We start from the raw sequence: 18567 nt of genomic DNA, 5'->3' as shown, positions 1-18567 counted from the left end.
AGAAGTGATCTGACATGGCCGCTGCCCTGCAAAACGCCAATTCCAACGACATCACCAGCGTGATCTCCACGCTCGGTCAGCGTGCCGTCGGCCGCGCGGGCGCCAAGACCGAAGCAGTACCGGGGCCGAAGCGCGCCGCGATTCTGATGCTGGCGCTCGGCGAGCAATATGGCGGCAAGATCTGGGGCTTGCTCGACGACGACGAGGTGCGCCAGCTCTCCCTGGAGATGTCGACGCTCGGCACCGTCGAGGTCGACACGGTGGAGGACATGCTGCTCGAGTTCGTCTCGCGGATGTCGGCCTCCGGCGCGCTGATGGGCAATTTCGACGCCACCGAGCGGCTGCTCCAGCAATACCTGGCCCCCGAGCGCGTCAACGGCATCATGGATGAAATCCGCGGCCCCGCCGGCCGTAACATGTGGGAAAAGCTCTCCAACGTGCAGGAAGAGGTGCTCGCCAACTATCTCAAGAACGAATATCCGCAGACCATCGCGGTGGTGCTGTCGAAGCTGAAGCCGGAACACGCCGCCCGCGTGCTCGGCATCTTCCCCGAGGATCTGGCGCTCGACGTCGTCAACCGCATGCTGAAGATGGAGGCGGTGCAGAAGGAGGTGATCGAGAGCGTGGAGAAGACGCTGCGGACCGAATTCATGTCCAATTTGTCCCAGACCCGCCGACGCGACGCCCACGAGGTGATGGCGGAAATCTTCAACAATTTCGACCGCCAGACCGAAACCCGCTTCATCACCTCGCTGGAAGAGGACAACCGCGAATCGGCCGAGCGCATCAAGGCGCTGATGTTCACCTTTGACGACCTCGTGAAGCTGGATTCCGGCTCCGCCCAGACCCTGATGCGCAACGTCGACAAGGACAAGCTCGGCGTCGCGCTCAAGAGCGCCAACGAGGACGTCCGCAACTTCTTCTTCGGCAACATGTCTTCTCGTGCGGCCAAAATGCTCCAGGACGACATGGCGGCGATGGGTCCGGTCCGCCTGCGCGACGTCGACGAGGCCCAGGCGCTGCTGGTCAATCTCGCCAAGGACCTCGCCGCCAAGGGCGAGATCATGCTGACCAAGAACCGCGCCGACGACGAGCTGGTGTACTGATGGCCGCTCCGGCAAAATTCCTGTTCGACAACGACTTCGCAGCGCCCGACCGGACGCGCGAGAAGGCCGCAACCGCGGCCGAGATCGCCCAGAAGGTCGCGGAAGCCGAGGCGCGCGCCTATCAGGACGGCTTCGCCGCTGGCCAGCGCGAGGCCAAAGCCGAGAGCGACCGCCGTGTCGCGCTCGCCATGGAAGAGATCAACATCGCCATCCGGGGCATCGCTTCGGGCATCGGCAACATCGAATCCAAGATGGAGACCGAGGCGGTCGACGTCGCGGTCGCGGTGGCGCGCAAGCTGTGCGCCGATCTGGTCGCCGCCGAGCCGCTCGGCGAGATCGTCGCGCTGGTCAAGGACTGCTTCTCGCATCTGGTCGCGACGCCGCATCTCGTCGTCCGCATCAACGACGCGCTCTACGATGCCGCGCGCGAGAACATCGAGCGGCTGGCCAGGCAGAACGGCTTTGAAGGCCGGCTGGTGATTCTGGCCGAGCCCGAGATTGCCACCGGCGACTGCCGGATCGAATGGGCCGATGGCGGCGTCGTGCTGGAGCGCGCCGCCATCGCGGCCAAGATCGACGAAATGGTGGGACGCTACGTTGCGTCCCGCAGGGGGAGTTAAATCATGAGCGACACTGACGGACAGGTCCCGCTGCCCGATCTCAACGGCCCGATGCCGCCTACCGGCACCGACGTCGGCTACAACGAGGACGAATATGCGACGCGCGCCGCCGCCGACCTCGAGGCTGTATTCGACGTGCCGGTGCAGGTCTCGGCCGTGCTCGGCCGCTCGAAAATGGACGTCAGCGAGCTGTTGAAGCTCGGACCCGGGACCGTGCTCGAGCTCGACCGGCGCGTCGGCGAGGCCATCGACATCTACGTCAACAACAAGCTGGTCGCCCGCGGCGAAGTCGTCCTGGTGGAGGACAAGCTCGGCGTGACCATGACTGAAATCATCAAGACTGAACGCGCCTAAAGCGACGACGCGCGGCAGCGCGACCAGACGGACAGGAGACTGACATGCGGCTTCTCATCGTTGGCACATTGAAGGGCCAGCTCACCACCGCCACCAAGATCGCGATGGCGAACGGCGCCACCGTGACCCACGCCGAGGATAACGAACAGGCGATGCGCGTGCTGCGCGGCGGCAAGGGCGCCGACCTGCTGCTGGTGGACGTCGCTCTCGACATCCGCGACCTCGTGATGCGTCTGGAGGCCGAGCACATCCACGCCCCGATCGTCGCCTGCGGTATCACCAACGACGCCCGCGCCGCGGTTGCCGCGATCCATGCCGGCGCCAAGGAATACATCCCGCTGCCGCCGGATCCGGAACTGATCGCAGCGGTGCTGGCCGCAGTCGCCAACGATTCCCGCGAGCTGGTCTATCGCGACGAGGCGATGGCCAAGGTGATCAAGCTCGCCCAGCAGATCGCGGGCTCGGACGCTTCGGTGATGATCACCGGCGAATCCGGGACAGGCAAGGAAGTGCTGGCTCGCTACGTCCACACCCGCTCGGGACGCGCCAAGCGCCCGTTCATCTCGATCAACTGCGCCGCGATCCCCGAGCATCTGCTGGAGTCCGAGCTGTTCGGCCACGAGAAGGGTGCCTTCACCGGCGCGATCGCCCGCCGCATCGGCAAGTTCGAGGAGGCAACCGGCGGCACGCTGCTGCTCGACGAAATCTCGGAGATGGACGTCCGCCTGCAATCGAAACTGCTCCGCGCCATCCAGGAGCGCGTGATCGACCGTGTCGGCGGCACCAAGCCCGTCCCGGTGGACATCCGCATCATCGCGACCTCGAACCGCAACCTGGTGGACGCGGTGCGCGAGGGCACGTTCCGCGAGGACCTCTTGTTCCGGCTCAACGTCGTGAATCTGAAGATCCCGCCGCTGCGCGAGCGTCCCCTCGACATTCTCGAGCTCGCCCAGCACTTCGTGAAGAAATACGCCGAAGCGAACGGCGTGCCGATGCGCCCGATCTCGGCGGAAGCGCGCCGCGTGCTCTCCACCAACCGCTGGCAGGGCAACGTCCGCGAGCTCGAAAACACGATGCACCGCTCGGTCCTGATGGCGCAGGGCGACGAGATCGGCGCCGATGCGATCCTCACGCCCGACGGCGACCGCCTCGACCTCGCCAAGACCGTGCCGGCCGTGGCGCATGCCACCATGGCCGCCGAGCAGGTGACGCGGGCTCTGGTCGGCCGCACCGTCGCCGATGTGGAGCGCGACCTGATCCTGGAGACGCTGAAGCACTGCCTCGGCAACCGGACCCATGCCGCCAATATCCTGGGCATCTCGATCCGGACGCTGCGCAACAAGCTCAACGAATATTCCGACGGCGGCATTCCGATCACGCCAGCCGGCACCCCGGGCGAGTATCCGCGCATGCCGATGGTGGGGGCGTAAGATCCACGCCGATTGAGAGAATGCGAATGCCCGGGCCCAGTCCCGGGCATTTTTGTTTGAGATAGAACGTCACCGCGCGCCACGCCCCAGTGTCGTCCCGGCGAAGGTGGAGAGATATCCCGCCTTGAACCGCAGCATGGCCGCACCGCATCCGGCGACTAGGTCAGGCCCCCGCAAGGCCCTATAAACCCGCGTGAGAACCACGCGAGGATCAACATGTCTCAAGATCAAATCACGGACTGGCTGGCGACGCAGCGGCAGGCGATGATCGACCTGCTGCGCGATGTCGTGAACATCGATTCCGGGTCCTATGACAAGGAAGGCGTCGATGCGGTCGGGGCGCGGTTCGAGCAGCATTTCGCCGAGCACGGCATTCCGTTCCGGCGCGAAAGCCACGGTACTTTCGGCGATGCGATCCACGCCGAGGTGGCAAAGCCCGGCAGCAACGAGAAGCCGGTGCTGTTGATGGGACATCGCGACACCGTGTTCGGCAAAGGCGAGGCCGCGCGGCGTCCGTTCACGATTCAAGACAAGCGCGCCTATGGTCCTGGTGTTGCGGACATGAAGTCCGGCGTCGTCATGAACATATTCGTGGCAACTGCCTTCCACAAATTCGGCGGCAATCCGCACCCGATCAAGCTGCTGATCACCTCGGACGAAGAGATCGGCTCGCCCTCCTCACGGCCGGTGATCGAGCGCGAAGGACGCGCCGCGCGCGCCGTGTTCAATTCCGAGCCAGGCCGCCCGACCGGCAATATCGTCACCGGCCGCAAGGGCGGCATCTTCATGCATTTCGCCATCATCGGCAAAGCCGCGCATTCCGGCGCCAATTTCGCCGCCGGCGTCAGCGCAATCGGCGAGCTCGCGCACAAGATCGTGCATATCCACGCGCTGACTGATCTCGACAAGGGCATCACGCTCAATGTCGGCCTTGTCTCGGGCGGGCAATCCGTCAACACGACCGCGCCTTACGCTGAAGGGCAGATCGACCTGCGCTACGTCGATCCGGCGGACCGCACGAGGGTGATGGCCGCGATCGAGACCATCATCGCGACACCTTACGTGCCCGGCACCAGCGCGACGCTGACGGTCAAGGGCGAGTTCGTGCCGGTGGTGCAGAGCGCCGATTCAAAGGCGTTGTTCGAGAACTATCAGGCCGCCGCAAAGCAGGCCGGCCTCACCACGCTCGAAGGCGAGTTCTCCGGCGGCTGCGCCGATTCCGGCTTCACCGCCGCGGTCGGAACGCCGACCATCTGCGGACTAGGCCCGGTCGGCGGGCTCGCGCACACGCCGGAGGAATATCTCGAGCTCGACAGCATCGTGCCGCGCGCGCAGGCGCTGGCGCTGGCGCTGGCAATCTCGCGGGGGTAGTCGCCACGCACTCCGCCGTCATGCCCGGGCTTGTCCCATCCACGTCTCTCCGGGAAGCGCGGCGGCGCGTGGATGGCCGGGCCAAGCCCGGCCATGACGAGGAGAGAACCTCACGAATAGCTCGGCGCATCCGGCCTGCGGAATATCTGGATGGGGTCGCCCGGCACGATCGGATGGCCGCTGAACATCGCATAGGCATAGAGCGCGAGATAGGCGATCGCGAGCGCGCCGACCGCATAGAAAGCCCAGGTCGCGACGCGTTTCATCATTGCGCTCCATTGCTGTCCCGGCGGGAAGCTCAGGCAGCGCTTCTAGAGCGATGACGGGGAAAAGGCCAGCCTGCACGGCCTGTGGCCGGCGGCGATCAAACGCCGCGCCGAACGTGGGTGGGAACGCTGACGTCCGCAAGCCTGACCGCGTCTTCGTCCTGATCCACCGCCACGTACTGGCCGTGCCAATAGGCCAGCGCAGCATTGCGGGTCGAATTCCTGACGTCTCGCACCCGCCCGATGATGATCCCATGCGAATGGCGCTCGAAGATCTCCTCGACTTCGCAATCGACGGCGGACAATGCGCCGACCAGCAGCGGAACACCCGAGACCGCCGTCACCCATCTGGCGCCCGCGAAACGATCGGCACCCTTGATCCCGCCCTTGCCGGCAAAGCGCTCGGCGATGTCGAGCTGATCGGCCGCGAGGATGTTCACGCCGAAAGCGCCGTGGCGACGGATCAGTGGGAAGGAGGAGGCGTCGCGGTTGATGCTGACGATCAGCGTCGGCGGATCGACCGAGAACGAGCTGACCGATGTGACGGTCATGCCGGTGATGTCCTTGCCCCGTCCGGCGGTGATGACGCTGACGCCGCCGGTGAGATGGCGCATGGCGCCGCGGAAATCGGCGGAGGAGACGGGGATTTCAGTCATGAGATCGCGGGGCACTACATTCATGGCATACTCCCCGAAGTGGGGTTCCCTCTATTTAGGTACGATCGTCCGCCGACAAAAGGTGGCTCAGGATCGAGCCTTCGAGACCCGCGAGCTCGGCCGAGCCACGTTGGCGCGGCCGGGCCGTGTTAACCACAACGTCATGGGCGATCCGCCCTTCCTCGATCACCAGCACCCGGTCGGCCAGCGCGACCGCCTCGGCGACATCGTGGGTTACCAGGATCGCGGTAAAGCCCTGGTCGCGCCAGACGCGCTCCAGCAACCGCTGCATCGAGATGCGGGTCAACGCGTCCAGCGCGCCAAGCGGCTCGTCGAAGGCGAGCACACGGGGACGCGAGACCAGCGCGCGGGCAAGAGCTACGCGCTGCTTCTGGCCGCCCGACAGTACCGAGGGCCACTGGTCGCGCTTGTCGGTCAGTCCGACTTCGGTCAACGCCTTATCGGCGCGTGTATGCGCATCACTGGATGAACGATCGCGACCGAGGCCGACCTCGACATTGGAGAGAACGCGGGCCCAAGGCAACAGCCGCGGCTCCTGGAACATCACGCGAATATCCTCGGGCTTCACGGCGTCGCCGAGCGAGATGCTGCCGGCGTCGAACCTCTCCAGACCCGCGATGAGGCGCAGCAGCGTGCTCTTGCCGCAGCCGCTCTTGCCCACAATCGCGACGAACTGGCCGGCGGGGATGTGCAGGTCGATGCCGCGCAGCACCTCGTTGTCGCCGTAGGATTTGCGCAAGCCGCGGATGCTGAGCGGCAGGCCAGATGTCTGCACCGGGCGCTCCTCGCGCACGACGCGGGCGTGAGGCGCGAAATGGGCGCGGCTGGCGAGTTCGGTGTCCGGAAGGGAGGTACGAAGGGCTGTCTGCATGTGATTCCCAGTATGTCTGCTCAGCGTTTCCAATAAGCGGGGTGCCAGGAGAGCGTCAGGCGCTCCAGCACGCGGGAGGCGCTGTCGGCGAGCTTGCCGAGCAGCGCGTAGATCAGGATCGAGAGCACCACGACGTCGATCAGCATGAACTCGCGCGCCTGCATCGCCATGTAGCCGAGGCCCGAGGACGCCGCGATGGTCTCGGCGACGATCAAGGTCAGCCACATGATGCCGAGCGCAAAACGGATGCCGACGAAGATCGAGGGCAGCGCGCCCGGAAAGATCACCCGGCGGAACAGCTCGCCGTCGGTCATGCCGTAGATGCGGCCCATCTCGATCAGCTGCGGGTCGACGGTGCGGATGCCGTGCAGCGTGTTGAGGTAGATCGGGAAGAACACGCCGAGCGCGACCAAAAACAGCTTCGCGCTCTCGTCGATGCCGAACCACAAAATGACAAGCGGGATCAGCGCCAGATGCGGCACGTTGCGCACCATCTGCAGCGTGGTATCGGTGAGCTTTGACGACAGTTGCGACAGGCCGTTGGCGAGGCCGAAGGCAAAGCCGATGCTGCCGCCGATCAGGAAGCCGATCGAGGCGCGCCAGAACGAGACCCAGATGTTGCGAACGAGCTCGCCGGAGAGCAGCAGCTTCCAGCCCGCAAGCAACACGTCGCTCGGCGCCGGCAGCACCCGCGTCGGCACGAAGCCGGTGACGCTGGCGACCTGCCAGATCGCGATGATGGCGAGCGGCACGATCCACTGGATCAGGCCGTCGACGCGCGGCAGGCGCAAGCCGCGGGGAAGCGAAACGCTGTCGATCAGGCTCATGATTGCGACACCTGCTGCTGCGGACGATAATCGCTGCCGACCGTTTCACCAAAAGGGCCACCGTTGAAGTGCAGCTTGGTCACGTTGCTGGGCTGTTCCATCGAGAGCAGCGGGAACACCAGCTCGGCGAAACGATAGGCTTCCTCCAGATGCGGGTAGCCCGACATGATGAAGGTATCGATGCCGATGTCCTGATACTCCTTGATGCGGGCCGCGACCGTCTGGGCGTCGCCGACCAGCGCCGTGCCGGCGCCGCCACGCACGAGACCGACGCCGGCCCACAGGTTCGGGGCGATCTCGAGCTTGTCGCGCTTGCCGCCATGGAGCTGCGCCATGCGCTGCTGGCCGACCGAATCCATCCGCTCAAAGTTCTTCTGCGCGGTCGCGATGGTCTCGTCGCTGACATGCTTGATCAGCTCGTTCGCCGCACGCCAAGCCGCGTCATTGGTCTCGCGGACAATCACGTGGAGCCGGATGCCGAAGGATAGTTTTCGACCGCGAGCCGCTGCGACCTCCCTCACCTTCGCGATCTTCTCCGCGACCAAGGCCGGCGGCTCGCCCCAGGTCAGATATTTGTCGACGGTATCGACGGCGACGTCGATGCCGGCATCCGACGAGCCGCCGAAATAGAGCGGCGGACGCGGCGACTGCACCGGAGGAAACAGCAGCTTGCCCCCTTCGACGTGGATGTGCTTGCCCTCGACATTGACGGTCTTGCCAGCGAGCAGCTCGCTATAGACGCTGAGGAACTCGCGGGTGACCTCGTAGCGCTCGTCATGGGCGAGGAAGATGCCGTCGCCCTTGTTCTCGACGGGATCGCCGCCGGTGACGACGTTGACCAGGAGCCGGCCGTTGGTGATGCGGTCGAGCGTCGCGGTCATGCGCGCGGCCGCGCTCGGCGATTGCAGGCCGGGCCTGACCGCCACGAGATAGCGCAGCCGCTCGGTGAACGGCGCGACCGAGGAGGCGACGATCCAGGAATCCTCGCAAGACCGCCCGGTCGGCAGCAGCACGCCGAAATAGCCGAGCTGGTCGGCAGCCTGCGCGATCTGGCGCAGATAGTTGAAATTGACCTCGCGGCCGCCGATGCCGGTGCCGAGATAGCGGCCGTCGCCGTGGGTCGGCAGGAACCAGAGGATGTTGGCGTTCGCTTGCTTGCTGTGCGTGCTCATGATCCTGGCCTCTGCGCCACGTCGGAAATCTTGATGGATTTGGGGATCAGGTTGAGCGCGAAGAACGCGTCCGCAACCTGCTGCTGATCGGCGATGACGGCATCGGTCAGCGGCTTGATGCCGTAGGATTGCCGCTTCAGCGCGACCTCGACCACCGGGACTGACAAGCCGATCGACGGCGCCAGCTGCTCGGCAACCGCGTGGATATCACCCTTGGCCCAATCGTCGACCGCGCTCAGCTCGACCAGCACGGCGTCGACGATCCTCGGGTTGGCTTCGAGGAATTTCCTCGAGGAAAAATAGAACTGGTAGTTGGCGACAATATCGGTGCCGTCGGTAAGCGTGCGCGCGCTGGTGGCGGCTTCCGCGGCGGCCTGGAACGGATCCCAGATCACCCAGGCATCGACCGCGCCGCGCTCGAAGGCGGCGCGCGCATCGGCCGGCGCGAGAAACACCGGCTCGATCTCGGAATATTTGACGCCGGCTTTCTCCAGCGCCTTGACCAGGAGGTAATGGACATTGGAGCCCTTGTTGAGCGCGACCTTCTTGCCCTTGAGGTCGGCGACCGATTTCAGCGGGCTCTCCTTCGGCACCAGGATCGCCTCGCCCTTCGGCGCGGGCGGCTCGTAGGCGACATACTGGATCGGCGCGCCGGCGGCTTGCGCGAAGATCGGCGGGGCTTCGCCGGTGTTGCCGAAATCGATCGCGCCGACATTGAGCGCCTCCAGCAGCGGCGGGCCGGAGGGGAATTCGGTCCACACCACCTTGTAGCCGTCGGCAGCTAACTTCGGCTCCAGCGTGCCCTTGCTCTTGAGCAGCACCAGCTTGCCGTATTTCTGGTAGCCGATGCGGACCACCTTGTCCTGTCCGTAGGAGGTGCCGACCGCGGCGGCGACGATGCCGATCGACAGCACGATGGCCGCGATCAGACGCTGGATGATACGCCTCATGTTCAAACCCTTTTGAATGGGAAGCCTGGTTGGCACGATCAGGCTGCCGGGTTGCGCCAGACGATGTCGCGGATCACGATCGGCTTCGGGATCAGGCCGAGCTTGTGGAAGCGGTCGGCGACACCCTGCTGGGTCGTGACGACGTCGTCGGTGACCGGGCCGACCACGAAATTCGCGCGATTGGCGGCGAGGGTCTGAATGTCCAGCGGGACGCCGGTGATCGCGGCGAGCGATTTGGCGACCTCGTCGCGGTGCTGCTCGGCCCATTGACCGGCCGCGGTCGTCACATCGATGATCTGTTGCAGGACGGCGCCGTGATTCCTGGCGAAATCGCGATTGGCGATGAAGAAGGAATTTGTCTTGGTGACGTCGCGCGCATTGATCAGGATGCGGCCGCCCTGCTTGGTCTCGCCGATCGCGAAATACGGATCCCAGATCGCCCAGGCTTCGATGCTGCCATTGGCAAAGGCGGGCCCGGCATCCGGCGGCGTCAGATAGACCGGCGTGATGTCGGCATAAGTGAGGCCGGCTTTCTCCAGCGTCTGCACCACGATGTTGTGGGCGCTGGAGCCCTTGGTGAAGCCGACGCGCTTGCCCTTCAGGTCGGCGATGCCGCGGATCGGCGAGTCCTTCGGCACCAGGATGCCCTGCCCGTTGGTGATGGGCTGGCCGGCGGCATAGACGATCGCGGCGCCCGCCGCCTGGGCGAACACCGGCGGGGAATCGCCGACCGCGCCGAAATCGACGCTGCCTACATTCATCGCCTCCATCATCGGAGGACCCGACGAGAACTCGACCCATTTCACGTCGACGCCCAAGGGCGCGAAATGTTTTTCCAGGGCGGCCTGCTGACGCGTGATAACCAGCACGCCGGTCTTCTGGTAGCCGACACGAATTTCCTTTACCGTGCCTTGTGACGTTCCTTGCGCGTTGGCGCGCGAAGCGAATGCGGCGACTGCCGCAGTTCCAACGGATAGTTTGAGAAAGTCCCGACGTTGCATCCGACACTCCCGGCCGCGTGCGGCCGTCCTTCATTCGTGCTCGGGTATGATGGTGCGGCTGATCGAAGGTGTCGAGACGCGCGGAAAAATAGCGATGCAAGCACTGCGCGCATGGCGGAGCGCATGATTAATCTTTCAATCGGCGGAGCGAATGCAGGGGATATTTTTCCGCACGCGAATGTGAAAAACGCACGCGCCCGGCCAAGATTCAAAAAATCGCGAAAACAACCCCATGCACAGTAGCCGGGACGTGCGAAAACAATGACTTGCGCCTTATCCGAAATTGCTTTGACTCGTCGGGCAAAACAGGAGCAGGATGGCATCATGGCGGCGTTGCGGATGGACCGGTCCCTGCCGGACTAATGCAGCCATCTCACGGGCAGATTTTGCAGCCCGCGAAAGGCCCAGCCGCCGATCCGCACCGGTTCGTCGACGGCGATCTCGAGCCGGCCGGCACGGGCGAACAAGGTCGGCAGTGCGACGTCGGCAATCATGGCGCGCGAGGCCCAGGCACCGGCGCAGAAATGCGGACCGGCGCCGAACGCGACGCTCTTGGCCGTATCACGCCGCACGTCGAACTGGTCGGCGCGCTCAAAATGCTTCTCGTCGCGGTTGGCGGAGCCGAACATGAGGAATACGCGTTCATCGGTTTCGAACGCGACGTCGCGGATCGTCCACGGCTTTGCGATGCGCCGCGGCGACATGCCGATCGGCGAGATCCAGCGGGCATATTCCTCGAAGGCCTGGAGCCACGTCACCTCGCCCTTGCGCACGAGATCGAGCTGGTCGGGATGGCTCAGCAGCGCCCATACCGTGCCGGCGATCGCCTTGCGCGGCTCGTTCTGGCCGCCTGAGATCGCGAGTTTGACGTTGGCGCGCACGCTCTCCATCGCCATGCCCGACGCGAGCAGCACGCCGAGGATGCTCTGGTCGGGATGCTTGCGCATCACAGGCAGGATGTCGTCGATGGCGGCATCGATGCCCGACGTCGCCGCATGGCAACGCGCCTCGACGGCTGCGTCGCCGCTGTAATTGGCGATGCCCTCGACCATGCCCTGTGACCAGGCATCCATATCCGCAAAGCCGATATTGGTGAGGCCGGTAATCGACTTCAGGCATTCGCCGGAGAACGGCAACGCGAAGTCGCGCATGAAATCGATCCGCCCGGGCTCGATCGCGTCGATGATGCGATCGGCATGGGCCTGGAACAGCGCGGCCCAGTGCGCCTTCACCGTCTTCGGCGACACCGTCGGAAACATCGCGCGGCGCTCGACCTGATGCGCCTCGCCGTCCTTGCGCATCATGTTGTGGCCCATCAGCCGGTTCATCAGGCCCGCGGGCTGGTGCGAGGAGAACACGTCGATCTGCTTCTCGGAGATCGAGATATCGTCGCGGCTCGTCAGCAGCGTCGAGCCGAGCTGCGGCACTAAGGCGATTGGCGCTTCCTTGCGCATTGTCGCGAGCATCGGGTACGGGTCGGCCCAGAACGCGACAGGGTCGATGTCGATGCGCGGCGCGGTGCTCAAGCTTCGCTCCATTGCTGATCACCGCCAACGTTAGCGGCTTCAGGAGGCGCCGTCTGTCCCCAGCGATTGGGACAGCTTCAGTTCAGGCCGCGCGGGCCGGCGAGCAGGCGCAGCACGATCGCAAACAGCTCGCTCTGTGACGAGATGCCGAGCCGCTCATAGGCCCGTTTGCGATAGGTCAGGGTCGAATGCAGGCTGATGCCGAGCGCCTGCGAGATCGCCTCGGAGCTGAAGCCCGAGAGGATGCGCCGGCAAACGTCCTGCTCGCGCGGGGTGAGGCTGGCGAGCGGCGCGCGCGTCGCGAAGAGCGCGGCGAGAGACTGCTCGGTCGTCGCCGCCGAGCCGTGCTGGAAATGGCGTGCCACGCTCGCACTGATGGCCGGCGCGATGGCCTCAAGCCGCGCACGCTGGGCGTCGCTGAAGCGGCCCTGGACAGCGATGCGATAGAAATTGACGTAGAAACAGGTATCGTCGACCCAGATCGCGGTCGCGCATTTGTCGACGATGCCGGAATCCACAAAGAACATTTTGCGGTAGCGGGCGCCGTACATGCGCGGCGCGAAGGCGGGCAGCACGAGCGTCGCGCGGGCCTCGCCTTCGAACAACGCATCGCGGTTGGGATCGGATTGGTGGAACTGCCCGGCATAGGCGGCGCCGAGATCGCCGCCGATCGGGATGTTGCCGGCATCGAGCAGGCAGTGTGCGGCGCCCGCGCGGCTCAGCGCGAACACCATGCAATGCCCGACCCCGGCCTGCCGGCGCAGTGTATCGATCAGGATATCAGGGAAATCCGGACGACCGATGGCAAGCACCGCGGGCGTGACATCCCCAACTGCCGGATTTGCGGGCGTCCCGCGAGGGCGCATCGTTTTCTCCCCATCGCCTTTTGACGAAATTTATCAGCAATGGCCGCGCAGCGAAAGGCGGGTGTCGCCGGATATCTGCCGTAACGTCGCCAAGCCAGGCGGACGAAGGATGCCCCCTTAGTCAGCACTTTTGCGCAAAATCTTGTCCATCGCTTTTCCCTTGGCCAGCTCATCGATCAGCTTGTCCAGGTAGCGGATCTCTCGCATCGTCGGCTCTTTGACATCCTCGACCCGGACGCCGCAAACCACGCCTTTGATCAGGGCTCGCGAAGGATTGATCTTGGGGGCTTTCGCAAAGAAGGTTTCGAAGTCCGTCCGCTGTTCCAGTTGAGCTTCCAGCTCCTTCTGACCATAGCCTGTCAACCAGGAGATGACCTGATCGACCTCGGCTTTGGTACGTCCTTTCTTCTCCGCCTTCGCAACGTAAAGCGGGTAAACGCTTGCGAAGCTCGTCGTATAGATCCGATGTTTTGCCATGACCGCTCCAGGGCATCGCTCATCAGGAACGTAGAGGCTTGAGACTATACCGCAATCCTTCGCCACCACATCCGCCGACGGTGGCCGACAGAGACCTGCCATCGATGGAGTTTGCCTGTAGAAGCTCTGACTGGAAAGTCCGTGGAAGGAAAATGCTGCAAAACTTCCCCGTGCCACGATCGCTGTCGACGCCGCCAGTTCAGGTCACATGGTTCTCTACGGGACGGGCGGTGGTCTCAACCTGTCCGCTTTCGCCCTCACCGACGCAACGCTCTGCATGTGGAAGTGAACGAAGCTCTGGGCTAGCTAGTGATGCGCCGTTGCGTAAAAACGCGCCGCCGGTCGGCTACGGCTTTTCAAACAAGGCATCGTTATTGGCGCGCCAAGCCGGGTCGGAGAGCCACTTGTATTCCTGGTCAGGCATCACAGGCACCGTTTTCATGACTCCCTTCGCAATGGGAAGAAAGAAGCTCGATCGATCCTGCGTAACCTTCAGAGATCGGATCGGCACCACGATACTGTCCTTTCCGGTGGTGAAAAATCCGCCCGAGGCGATAATCGCGTAATCTCTCCCATCCTTCGTGCCGAAAACGATGTTCCGCACCTCGCCGACGATCTTGTCATCGGAACTGCGGACTTCCGCCCCAATCATCTCGTCGGTCCTCAAACCGGGCGTAAGTTGGTCGATCTTTATTAACGGCTTGGCGTCTTTCTTGTCACGGCTGCCCAAAGTCGCTCCGCGTCTGATTTTCGGTTCACGAGCAGCAATTTGCTTATCGGCCTCTTCCTCATCGTTGTCTCCCAACGACCCCATCGGCGGCCCCGCGATGAGTTCGCGAATGTTCGCGAGGAGACGCTCACAGTCTTCATGCCGTCCATAAGATCGAAGCGTGAAAGCGGCGTCTCTTAGACTCCGAAGGTCGCGCACGGCCTGACTGTTAGCTGGTCCTCGAAACCGGGGATTTTGCTGAATGGCCTCCTCCAGCCCTGCGTCGGCAATCTGGCACTCAGCCAACGCCTGGGTGACGCCGCCGGAAACGATCAGCGCAGCCATCAACAAGGTCCGTATGGTCTTCATTGCAACTCACCTTTCTGGGGACTGGGGTAATTCATCACACCACGCTGGTCAGCTCACGGATCGCGTCGATGATTTGCAGCGGCTGGTAGGGCTTGGGGAAAAACAGGGCGCCCGCCGGAAGATCACCGGCTCGTATTTTGACATGACCTGAGGTTGCAATGATTCTAACTGGCGGCCAGCGGTTCGTGACGGCCGCCGCCAATTTCAAACCGTTCATTGAACCGGGCATATCGATGTCGGTAAATACAAGGCGGACATCAGAGTTGCATTCGAGCATCTGAATGGCCTCCTCGGCGTTGGTTGCCTCTAGCACTTCGAATCCGGCCGCGCGGAGCACGTCAACTACGTCCATGCGAATGAACGCTTCGTCTTCGACAACAAGGACTCGGATGGGTGGAGTGGCCAAGGCCATGTAAGAGAACCCTCAAGACTTCAATGCAGAACCCGGAATAGCCTTCAGTTCGCATCGAGCGATTGTTGAGGGTGATCAAGAGGAAGCCGGATTGTGAATAGCGCTCCCCTCGGTATATTTGTTGAGATCGTAAGCTCGCCCATCAACTGCCTGACCAGGCCGCTGACGACCCGGAATCCGAGACTCTTCCGCGGCTGGTTGATGTCAAACCCGTCGGGTAGCCCTGCGCCCTGATCGGAGATTTCGACCAGCAGATGTCCGTCGATCTCGCGGGCGTCTACAGCGATGACACCCGGCCCATCGACATAGGCATATTTAATCGCGTTTGTGACGAGCTCGTTCACCAGCAAGCCCAGAGGAATGGCCTTGTCCGCGGATATGACGATGGGATCCGAACGATATTGAAGCCTGTGTTCCGGCGCCGAACTCTGAAGATTTCTGCAAAGATGCTCGACGAAATCGGCAAGATCGACGAATCCGACCTTGCTGCCGCGCCAGAGATGATCATGCACTTCCGCGATCGAAGCGACACGCATGGCGGCGTTTTCCAACGCGTTCTTCACATCGACGGAATCCGACCCACGTGCTTGCACACGTAGCAGGCCAACGACTGAGGTGAGGCTGTTCTTGACGCGATGACTCATCTCACGCGTGAGCAATGCTTCGTGCTCAAGAGCTTCCTGAAGCTTGGCGTCGGCGTGTTGGCGCTCAATCGCGATGCCGAGCAGGCCTGCGAAACCAGCCAGGAAATCCGCATCAGCGTCGTCGAATTGTCCGGGATCGTGACTATCGGCCTCGAGAACACCGAACGGCACGTCGCCCTCGCCACCTCGCCTGATAAGCACGTTGATCGCACGTTTGATGCCATGCTTGGCCAGAAGCGCCGGCGTCCGGAAACGTGTCTCTTCCTGCAAGTGATTGGAGATGACCGATTGGCCGGTCTGGTAGGCAAAGCCCGCGGGCGATTCGATATCAGCACCGAGCGTTACGTGATCTACTGTCCCCGCGGGCCAGCCGATCCCGGCACGCACGATCAAACGCTTCTCGTCGGGAAGATATTCCAGAACCTTGGCGTATGAGCATCCCAGACCGCGAGCACTGAGTTCTGCCGCATGCTGAAGAATTTGCCTGAAGTCACGGGTTTGCAGTGCAGCCGTACCGAACTCCCTGAGGAGAGCCTGTTGGCGGCGACGGTATGGAAGCTCATCCTGGCGATCGAAGGAGGCATCGGAGGCCATTCCTGAAACCAGCCTCGGTTCGGAGGGCATTAAAACGCCAATTCTGATTGCGTGTTTCGCAGAAGCGGGGCGATACGCGGTGGCTTGAAGAAGCGCCGACCAATTTCTACAACGCCGCAAGCGGTTCTTTGTTCCCCCGGAGCAATCAATCGAGCTCGAAATGACTCGATGGCGGTTTCGAGGCTTTGGAAGGAGCCCCCCCAGCGGCCGTGTCAACCGCCACCACGCAAGCCGTCTCAAAGCTTCGCTTTCCGCTCACAGAATACGCGGGAGTGTCTGATGGCACACATTGCCAACCCGCAGCGAAAGAAGCATCGCCATTCGCTCTGATGAATCCATTGAAACAAAAGGCTGCCGATAAGCCTTAACAATGTCTTATGAGCTCCAACATCATTGGGGCCAGGTTTGATTGGAACGAAAATGGACGCCGAGCAGCTCGCCGAGAGGTTCCGACAAAAATTATCCGCAGCCGTCGTCGAAAAGGAGAGGCAGACGACTATCGCCGCGGAGAACAAGGACAAGCGAACCGCCGACATCGAGTACTGCAAGCAGGCGATGGAGCGCGAGGTAATACCTTTCCTGGAGGAGCTGAAGCATCATTTCGGCGAAGACCAATTCTCCTTTTCTCCTCAGATCGAGCGGCATGATCACCGTCCCGTCGGAGTTACTTTTACCGTGGGCAATGGTGCTCCAACGAGCATCTCAACTGCATTTGGCAACATCGTTGTGACTCGCATCGGCGGCAGCGGAACCAGGAAGGGTGTCCCCTTTGTGTATGCGCCGGATGTCGAGCCCTACATTTCAAACTCGGGTGATCTGACGCGGGACAAAATAGCGAAGCTGGTTGAGATGGTGATCGACGACTAGGCGAACACCAACACGCTTTATGTTTAAGACACCATGGCTGTAGAAGGATGCGGACAGCGTCTTGAGAAAATCGCCGCCGAAAACTCGTGCGCCGGCAGGTTGATGGTGCGGAGGCGCACTCGACTTCGTGGTCGTCCCTACCGCGGTGCCGCAACACGCTGCCCTACCCCGCCGCCGCCTTCGCCGGCCCCACGCTGACAGCGAGCTTGCCGTAGCGGTCGGTGAAGGCCTCTGTGTCGATTTCCTCGAGCTTGATCTCGCCGCTCATGACGCCCTGCTTCCAGGCCGCCTGCGCCGGATCGTTCTGGAATTCCGGCATCACCTCGCGGCCGAACAGCTCCAGCGATTCGCAGATGTGCTCGTGGCTGTTCTTGCCCGCTTGGTTCAGAAGGATGACCTGGTCGATGTGCGAGCCCTGGAAGCGCTTCAGCTTCCTGCGGATGGTCTCGGGCGAGCCGATCAGGCCGCCGCGCAGCGCGGCCTCCTGCGCCTCCGGATTGTCGCGTTTCCACTTGTTGTACTCGTCCCACATGTTGACGGTGTAGGGCGCCGGACGCTGGCGATTCTGCGAGGCGCCGTAGAAGCGCAACGCGAACTGGAAGAAGGTGGCGCCGTCGGCGCGGGCGCGGGCCTCCTCGTCCGTCTTCGCGCACATGAAGAACGACACCAGCGCCATGTTCGGGTTGATCTCGTAGTCGGCGAGCTTGGCGAGACGCTTGGTCATGGCGTTGTAATAGGCGTGCACCCAGGCATGCGCGGCATCCGCGCTGACGAACTGGAAGCCGAGCGCGCCAAACCCATGGCGGCCGGCGCGCTCGATGGTCTGTAATTGCGAGCAGGCCATCCACAACGGCGGATGCGGCTTCTGCACCGGTTTCGGCACGACGTTGCGCAAGGGGATGTCGAAATATTTGCCGTGATGCTCGCTGCCCGCGTCCTTGAACATCGGGAAGATCGCGGCGACGGCTTCCTCGAACACCTCTTTCTTGGTCTCCATGTCGCGGCCGAACGGTGTGAGCTCGGTGATGGATGCGCTCTCGCCCATGCCGAATTCGCAGCGGCCGTTCGAGAGCAGGTCGAGCACCGCGACGCGCTCGGCGACACGTGCAGGATGGTTGGTGGTGAGCTGGAGGATGCCGTGGCCGAGCCGGATGTTCCTGGTGCGCTGGCTTGCGGCTGCGAGAAACGATTCCGGCGAGGGTGAGTGCGAGTACTCTTCGAGGAAGTGATGCTCGACGACCCAGGCGTGGTCGTAGCCGAGCTGGTCGGCCAGTTCCATCTGCGAGAGGGCGTTCTGGTAGAGGCTGAGCTCGTCGCCGGCGACCCACGGACGTGGCAGTTGCAGCTCATAGAAGATGCCGAACTTCATGACGCCTCTCCCAAATTTTCTTGAGTTTTCTTGAGTTTTCTTGCCGCTCATATTTTTGTTGCGGGCATCTTAATGGGTGGGGCGGCGCT

General features: G+C 63.1%; 20 protein-coding genes. 6 read left to right on the top strand and 14 right to left on the bottom strand.

Annotated elements, in window-relative coordinates; all coding sequences use genetic code 11:
- Window positions 1-14 precede the first annotated feature (14 nt).
- The 5 genes from fliG to IVB48_RS17440 all read left to right on the top strand — a co-directional run bounded on the left by fliG (window position 15) and on the right by IVB48_RS17440 (window position 4881).
- Entirely contained in the window at window positions 15-1106 is a 1092-nt protein-coding gene (gene fliG, locus IVB48_RS17460) for a flagellar motor switch protein FliG (protein ID WP_007614076.1), read from the top strand.
- The gene (locus IVB48_RS17455; protein ID WP_007614077.1) at window positions 1106-1726 is read left to right on the top strand and encodes a FliH/SctL family protein; all 621 of its coding nucleotides are present in this window, start codon (window positions 1106-1108) and stop codon (window positions 1724-1726) included. Before fliG ends, IVB48_RS17455 begins: the two co-directional genes overlap by 1 nt.
- A 3-nt stretch (window positions 1727-1729) precedes the next feature.
- Window positions 1730-2080: a flagellar motor switch protein FliN gene (gene fliN, locus IVB48_RS17450; protein ID WP_007596160.1), complete on the top strand. Its 351-nt coding sequence runs from the start codon at window positions 1730-1732 to the stop codon at window positions 2078-2080.
- A 44-nt stretch (window positions 2081-2124) separates the two neighbouring features.
- Window positions 2125-3510 carry a sigma-54 dependent transcriptional regulator gene (locus tag IVB48_RS17445; protein ID WP_247401184.1) on the top strand — a complete coding sequence of 462 codons (1386 nt, stop codon included), beginning with the start codon at window positions 2125-2127 and terminating at the stop codon, window positions 3508-3510.
- Between the two features lie 216 nt (window positions 3511-3726).
- Window positions 3727-4881: a M20 family metallopeptidase gene (locus IVB48_RS17440; protein WP_247401182.1), complete on the top strand. Its 1155-nt coding sequence runs from the start codon at window positions 3727-3729 to the stop codon at window positions 4879-4881.
- Window positions 4882-4991: 110 nt separating this feature from the next.
- Here IVB48_RS17440 and IVB48_RS17435 read toward each other — a convergent pair whose 3' ends face one another.
- The 13 genes from IVB48_RS17435 to IVB48_RS17375 form a co-directional block, all read right to left on the bottom strand.
- Window positions 4992-5150 carry a hypothetical protein gene (locus IVB48_RS17435; protein ID WP_018453881.1) on the bottom strand — a complete coding sequence of 53 codons (159 nt, stop codon included), beginning with the start codon at window positions 5148-5150 and terminating at the stop codon, window positions 4992-4994.
- Between the two features lie 95 nt (window positions 5151-5245).
- Window positions 5246-5827, bottom strand: a complete 582-nt coding sequence (locus tag IVB48_RS17430) for a flavin reductase family protein (RefSeq protein WP_247401181.1) — start codon at window positions 5825-5827, stop codon at window positions 5246-5248.
- A 31-nt stretch (window positions 5828-5858) separates the two neighbouring features.
- Window positions 5859-6695, bottom strand: coding sequence for an ATP-binding cassette domain-containing protein (locus IVB48_RS17425; protein WP_247401179.1), 837 nt, complete (start codon window positions 6693-6695; stop codon window positions 5859-5861).
- Between the two features lie 20 nt (window positions 6696-6715).
- A complete protein-coding gene (gene ssuC / locus IVB48_RS17420) occupies window positions 6716-7522 on the bottom strand; it encodes an aliphatic sulfonate ABC transporter permease SsuC (protein WP_027519919.1) in 807 nt (268 codons plus the stop codon).
- Window positions 7519-8694 carry an FMNH2-dependent alkanesulfonate monooxygenase gene (ssuD, locus tag IVB48_RS17415; protein WP_247401177.1) on the bottom strand — a complete coding sequence of 392 codons (1176 nt, stop codon included), beginning with the start codon at window positions 8692-8694 and terminating at the stop codon, window positions 7519-7521. Before ssuD ends, ssuC begins: the two co-directional genes overlap by 4 nt.
- Complete coding sequence (locus IVB48_RS17410; protein ID WP_247401176.1) at window positions 8691-9644, bottom strand: sulfonate ABC transporter substrate-binding protein; 954 nt, start codon at window positions 9642-9644, stop codon at window positions 8691-8693. Before IVB48_RS17410 ends, ssuD begins: the two co-directional genes overlap by 4 nt.
- Before the next feature lie 38 nt (window positions 9645-9682).
- A complete protein-coding gene (locus tag IVB48_RS17405) occupies window positions 9683-10645 on the bottom strand; it encodes a sulfonate ABC transporter substrate-binding protein (RefSeq protein WP_247401174.1) in 963 nt (320 codons plus the stop codon).
- A gap of 359 nt (window positions 10646-11004) precedes the next feature.
- Window positions 11005-12171, bottom strand: a complete 1167-nt coding sequence (locus IVB48_RS17400) for a cytochrome P450 (protein WP_247401172.1) — start codon at window positions 12169-12171, stop codon at window positions 11005-11007.
- A gap of 77 nt (window positions 12172-12248) precedes the next feature.
- Window positions 12249-13037, bottom strand: a complete 789-nt coding sequence (locus IVB48_RS17395) for a helix-turn-helix transcriptional regulator (protein ID WP_247287681.1) — start codon at window positions 13035-13037, stop codon at window positions 12249-12251.
- A 117-nt stretch (window positions 13038-13154) separates the two neighbouring features.
- Entirely contained in the window at window positions 13155-13514 is a 360-nt protein-coding gene (locus tag IVB48_RS17390; protein WP_247401169.1) for a DUF2200 domain-containing protein, read from the bottom strand.
- A gap of 346 nt (window positions 13515-13860) precedes the next feature.
- Window positions 13861-14592: a PRC-barrel domain-containing protein gene (locus IVB48_RS17385; RefSeq protein WP_247401167.1), complete on the bottom strand. Its 732-nt coding sequence runs from the start codon at window positions 14590-14592 to the stop codon at window positions 13861-13863.
- 34 nt (window positions 14593-14626) lie between these two features.
- Window positions 14627-15004, bottom strand: coding sequence for a response regulator (locus tag IVB48_RS17380; protein ID WP_247401164.1), 378 nt, complete (start codon window positions 15002-15004; stop codon window positions 14627-14629).
- 44 nt (window positions 15005-15048) lie between these two features.
- Window positions 15049-16272 (bottom strand): histidine kinase dimerization/phosphoacceptor domain -containing protein, encoded by a 1224-nt coding sequence (locus tag IVB48_RS17375; RefSeq protein ID WP_247401160.1) that lies wholly within the window; start codon window positions 16270-16272, stop codon window positions 15049-15051.
- A gap of 390 nt (window positions 16273-16662) precedes the next feature.
- Between IVB48_RS17375 and IVB48_RS17370 the strand changes: the two genes are divergently transcribed.
- Window positions 16663-17109, top strand: coding sequence for a hypothetical protein (locus IVB48_RS17370; protein ID WP_247401157.1), 447 nt, complete (start codon window positions 16663-16665; stop codon window positions 17107-17109).
- A 163-nt stretch (window positions 17110-17272) separates the two neighbouring features.
- Here the strand turns inward: IVB48_RS17370 and IVB48_RS17365 are convergent, their stop codons facing one another.
- Window positions 17273-18478, bottom strand: a complete 1206-nt coding sequence (locus IVB48_RS17365; protein WP_247401155.1) for an LLM class flavin-dependent oxidoreductase — start codon at window positions 18476-18478, stop codon at window positions 17273-17275.
- Window positions 18479-18567: the final 89 nt, after the last annotated feature.

Origin of the sequence: Bradyrhizobium sp. 76 (genome assembly GCF_023073025.1) — a bacterium.
GTDB lineage: Bacteria > Pseudomonadota > Alphaproteobacteria > Rhizobiales > Xanthobacteraceae > Bradyrhizobium.
This window is presented reverse-complemented; position numbering and strand designations above follow the sequence as displayed.